Genomic DNA, 5,207 nt, shown 5'->3' on the forward strand with positions numbered 1-5,207 from the left:
AAGCTAAAATAACTGACACTACCACTGGTAAACCTATACAAGGACTCACTGTTAAATTCTATGTTGAAGGTAAATTCGTGGGAACTAATAAAACTGATGTAAAAGGCATATCCTACTTCAATTATACCCCAACAAAAACAGGCAAAATTCAATATTACGTATCAATCAATAATGAATCTGGCACATACCCTCCAACACACTCACCTAACTCAACAATAACCATAAATAAAGATACTATTAAATTAACAGTTAAAACACCATCAGGCAATGTAGGCGATAAAAAAACAATAAAAATTAAAGCTACTGACATTGAAAACAAAGTATTAGCTAATAAATTCTTTACAGTATATATTAATGGTAAAAAAGTAGGAAAATACAAAACAAATAGTAAAGGCGAGATAACTATTAAAACAACACTTAAAGCATCAAATAAACTTAAAATAACTTTTGCAGGAGACGAAAATTACAAAAGCCTTTCTAAAACATACACATACACTGCTAAAGCTAAAAAAACAATTATTAAAATATACAAAGCAAAAACATTATATGGCAAGACTGTTCAACTAAAATCTAAATTAACTGATGCAAAAGGAAAACCTTTAGCTGGAAAATATGTTAAATTTTATGTTGCTGGAAAATATGTTGGAAAAGTAAAAACTAATAAAAAAGGAATAGCTATTTTAAAATACACTCCTAAAAAGAAAAAATAAACAGTTAAACAGATTAAAATGAGAACTGGGAAATTTTTATTTTCCCAATTCACTATATTAAATGTATATATTTATTTCAACCAATTATTAACAGCTATTTCATAGCTATTTCATCAAAAATAATCATTTTTAAATATTTAATTTTTATTATTCTTCAACTCTTTAATTTAATTTAATTTTAAACAATAAATATAAAATATTTACTAATTTTAAACATTATAATCATGTATTTTAATATAAAATTATAATATTAATACTTTAAATAAATTTTAAGCTATTTTAATCAAATATCTATTTTTAAAAATAATGACTGCACATCCATATAATTGTCATCAATGATAGATGACAGAATAATTGTAAAAAAAATTATCAATAAATTAAAATAATAGTGTCATCAATGAGAGATGACAAAAATTATATAAATAAAGATTTATAAGAAATTTTATTTTTAAAGTTTTAAAAACAGTTTAATAAAGATTATTAACCTAACTGCAATATTTTTTAAATAATAATACTGTATAACTATCTTTTGAACATAGTAAAAAATCAAAAAAAGAAGTAAATCAAATAATTATTCTTGGAATTCCAAATTTCATCTGGAATTAATGATCAATTGTATTAAATTGACTGTAGTGATTAAAAAGTAAAAGTATAACATTAAATATTATTTAAAAATTATTAAAAAAATAAAAATATTTAAAAGTATCTGTTACATCGAAGTAATTAACTCATTTCAATTGCTCTGATTAATCTTGCTGCTTCGTTTTTAACTTCAGTATCTTTAATATCTTTGCTCTGTTCGATTTTAAGTGCAAGAATCAATGCTTTTTGAACATCAGTTGATTTTAAGTTTTCAGCCATTTTAAGGTATGTTTCAGCTTCTTCTTCACTTATTCCAACTTCTTTTTCTGCTTCACTACTGGCTTTAAGAAAAGTTTCACAGCTTTTTTGTATATCATTATCTTGACTTAAAATACAGGTTTCACTTTTTTTAATTAACTCATCTCTATTCATGTTTTCACCATATTTAATTATTTTAATTTAATATAATTAATTATATATTTCGTATATTACTTAAATTTTACTAATTTCTTTTGACTGTTAATTTATCTTAAGTCTGAAAAGAATACTTTGACCTCTATATATTAGAGATGAATTGTTAGTAGGACTTATTAAACAATTATTGGAGTTATAATAAATAGGAAGAGGTTAAGTCGATAAATAACTGAAAGATGATGTGTTCTGGTTTTTTTGTTCTTTTTTCTTAGTTTAGATATTTTTTTTAGCTAATTAGTAATTATTACTTTTTCAAATGATCTATGCTAAACATTGATTGTATTAATCGAAATTATGCTGATTAACCACTTCCTCAATATAAAAACAGATATGATTGTCTGGAATAAAGTTCCTCAAATTTAAAGGAAGTAAAAATACCTGATCAATGTTATCTTCATGTAAAACTATAAACACCAACTCAATAAAAACTAAAAATCATTGATACTATATTACATTCCATAATATTTAAAACTAAGCATAACTAAAAAGAATCAAAAAAAATAATTATTGCACAGCAACATGATTTTCATATATATATATATATATATATATAGTAGAATGATTAATTATAATACAATAACTTTCAGAGTAAGAAAACTGAAATAATTATCAATGAAATCGCCAATGATTCAGTAGTACTTATTGACACAATCTCTCTTAAAATTAGAAATGTTGAGGGATTATACCAAACAAATATCTTTTTATCAGATAGTAAAAAATTTAATATTAAATGTTGTCATGTTAACTAACTACTTGTCCTTAATATTAATTAATTGTTTACTATCTATTCTAAACATTCACCACTTATTATTTCTCAATATATCTTATAATGGATCTATATGAAAATTTTCAAATGAAAGTGATTTCACTGAAAGTTATCTAATAAAACCACATTAAAATATTAAAACAAAACTATCCTATAACCTAATGGACAAAGTTTTGTTTTGGAGGCGATCTAAACCTGATACAGACACATCTTAGGTTAATAGTTCCTTATGTGTTATTGTAACAATATAAGGTGTAAAATCTTTTTAAATAACTTTTAATAAGAGGTAAAAAATGAAAATAAAAAAAATAGTATTATTCACAATGCTTTTAGCTATTTTACTCGCAGTATCCATGACCACAGCTTCAGCTACAACTCATAACATTACTGCTGCTGAGTATAATGGTAATGTAGATAGTCTTCAGGCATTCATTGATACTACTGTTGATTCAGGGGATACTTTATCATTCGTAGATGATATTACATTTAATAAATCATTAAAATTAAACAAATCTTTAACTATTGAAGGTAATGGTAATACAATAGCTGGTTATTATGATTCTACTAAGAACTATACCAATGTTGAATTTGGTTTGAACATTCAAGCTAGTGACATCACCATTAATGGATTGAAAATGACAAATTTTATCGGTGCAATAGGTGAACAGAACAAAAATAACAGCAATATAATAATCAGTAACACTGAAATAACTGCTTCTCGTTCTGGAATTTATTTGTTAGGTAATGATATTACAATTTCCAATAACACTATTAAAAATATTTTTGGTGATTCATTCGATAGTTTCCAATATGGTGGTTATGGTATTACTCTCGGTGAAGTTAATGGTCCATATACAGACATATTAATTGCAAATAATACTGTTAGTGGGGCTAAATATGGTATAGCTAATTATGCTTCCAACACTACAATTGCAAATAATACTGTAACAGATAACAGAAGAGATGGTATTGCTAATAATTATAATACTGTAAATGTAAATATCACTGGTAATATAATAGCAAACAATACTCGTTATGGTATAAGCAATGGTGTTGGTAGTACCAATCCTGGTCCAATTAATACTTTAATTAGTAATAATACAATTTCGAACAATACAATTGGTATAAATAGTTTTGTTGATGCAGATATTAGGGTTAATAATGTAACAGGTAATAGTATTAAACAGATTAATGCAACTAACAATTCTCTTAATAATATTCCTCTTTATGAATTAATTGAGAATCTTACCAATACTGTTGCTAATTTAACTAACAATATTACTGATTTAACTAATGTCGTTAGTAATTTAACTAATAATATTGATGATTTGAATAGGACTGTTGTTGCTCAGGATGTTACTATTGGTGAGCTTAATTCTACTGTTAATGAGTTGAATAGGACTGTTGTTGCTCAGGATGTTACTATTGGTGAGCTTAATTCTACTGTTAATGAGTTGAATAGGACTGTTGTTGCTCAGGATGTTACTATTGGTGAGCTTAATTCTACTGTTAATGAGTTGAATAGGACTGTTGTTGCTCAGGATGTTACTATTGGTGAGCTTAATTCTACTGTTAATGAGTTGAATAGGACTGTTGTTGCTCAGGATGTTACTATTGGTGAGCTTAATTCTACTGTTAATGAGTTGAATAATACTATCACTACTCAAAATGGTACTATTAATAATCTTGAAGATAGGTTAGCTGCTCTTGAAGCTGCGCTCACTGAAGTTGATAAGACTCCTGTAAAAGCTGAAGCTAAAATAGCTATTTCTAAAGCTAACGGTACATACAATAAAACAGTTAGATTAAATGCTACCTTAACAGATAGTTCTGGAAAAGCTATCGTTGGCGAAACTGTTAACTTTTATCTTAATGGTAAGTCTATCGGTAATAATATAACTAATTCCAAAGGTATTGCTTATTTAACTTATACAGTTAAAAAAACAGGTAAACTAAATATAACTGCTAAATTCCTTGGTAATTCTGAGTATAATGCGGTAAATAAAAATAGTACTTTAACTGTTCCTAAATATGCTGGTATTAAAATTAAAAATGTTAAACAAGGATCTGGAAAAACTGTTATATTCCATGTTGTTCTTAGAAGTGTTGGTCCAGATAGCTCAACCTTTAAAGTTAATCTAAAAATACCTAAAGGATTCAAGGTCACTAAAGTGTGGTTCAAAAACAAAAATATGAAAGCAACATACAATAAAAAAACAGGACTTGCAACATTAAATCTTAAAAACTTCGGAGCAACTAAAGAACATACAACCTGTATGATAATCACTACCAAAGCTAGTAAAGCAGGAACATATTCTTTCAAACCAACAGTAACAACCACTAAAGGATTAACTGTATTATCCAACAACAAAATAACTTACAAAGTAAAGTAACTATAAACTAGTTTATAGTTCTTAATCTAAATGAGATACTATGTATGGATAAATTAATGCATTCATAAACTAAACAATCATAATTAATATTTAATCATGGTTTAATTGAGATAAATGAATCATTTTTTTATTCTTTTTCTTTTTTTAAATTCTTTTTGGCTGTGCAATAATTAATTTTTCAGTTGATGGATGACAGTGAATTTTCTTAGTTGTGGTTAGATTGTAAATTATTTTTTGTAGTTTTTTTTATTTGTTGTCTATGTTTTTCATTGAATATCTATT

3 protein-coding genes are annotated in these 5,207 nt (G+C 25.8%); 2 read left to right on the forward strand and 1 reads right to left on the reverse strand.

Annotated elements, in window-relative coordinates:
- The coding region (locus MBFIL_RS10755; RefSeq protein WP_169805492.1) for a hypothetical protein at positions 1-710 on the forward strand (710 nt) is incomplete at its 5' end.
- Positions 711-1,433: 723 nt separating this feature from the next.
- Here MBFIL_RS10755 and MBFIL_RS02330 read toward each other — a convergent pair.
- Positions 1,434-1,724 (reverse strand): hypothetical protein, encoded by a 291-nt coding sequence (locus MBFIL_RS02330; protein WP_066971121.1) that lies wholly within the window; start codon positions 1,722-1,724, stop codon positions 1,434-1,436.
- Between the two features lie 1,101 nt (positions 1,725-2,825).
- Here MBFIL_RS02330 and MBFIL_RS02335 point away from each other — a divergent pair.
- Positions 2,826-4,925, forward strand: a complete 2,100-nt coding sequence (locus MBFIL_RS02335; protein ID WP_066971123.1) for an Ig-like domain repeat protein — start codon at positions 2,826-2,828, stop codon at positions 4,923-4,925.
- Positions 4,926-5,207 lie beyond the last annotated feature (282 nt).

Source organism: Methanobrevibacter filiformis, assembly GCF_001639265.1.
Classification (GTDB): Archaea; Methanobacteriota; Methanobacteria; order Methanobacteriales; family Methanobacteriaceae; genus Methanacia; species Methanacia filiformis.

Bases quoted from the DNA above. Each gene is read 5' to 3' on its own strand.
- MBFIL_RS02330 (WP_066971121.1), bottom strand. From the start codon at position 1,724: ATGAATAGAGATGAGTTAATTAAAAAAAGTGAAACCTGTATTTTAAGT.
- MBFIL_RS02335 (WP_066971123.1), top strand. From the start codon at position 2,826: ATGAAAATAAAAAAAATAGTATTATTCACAATGCTTTTAGCTATTTTA.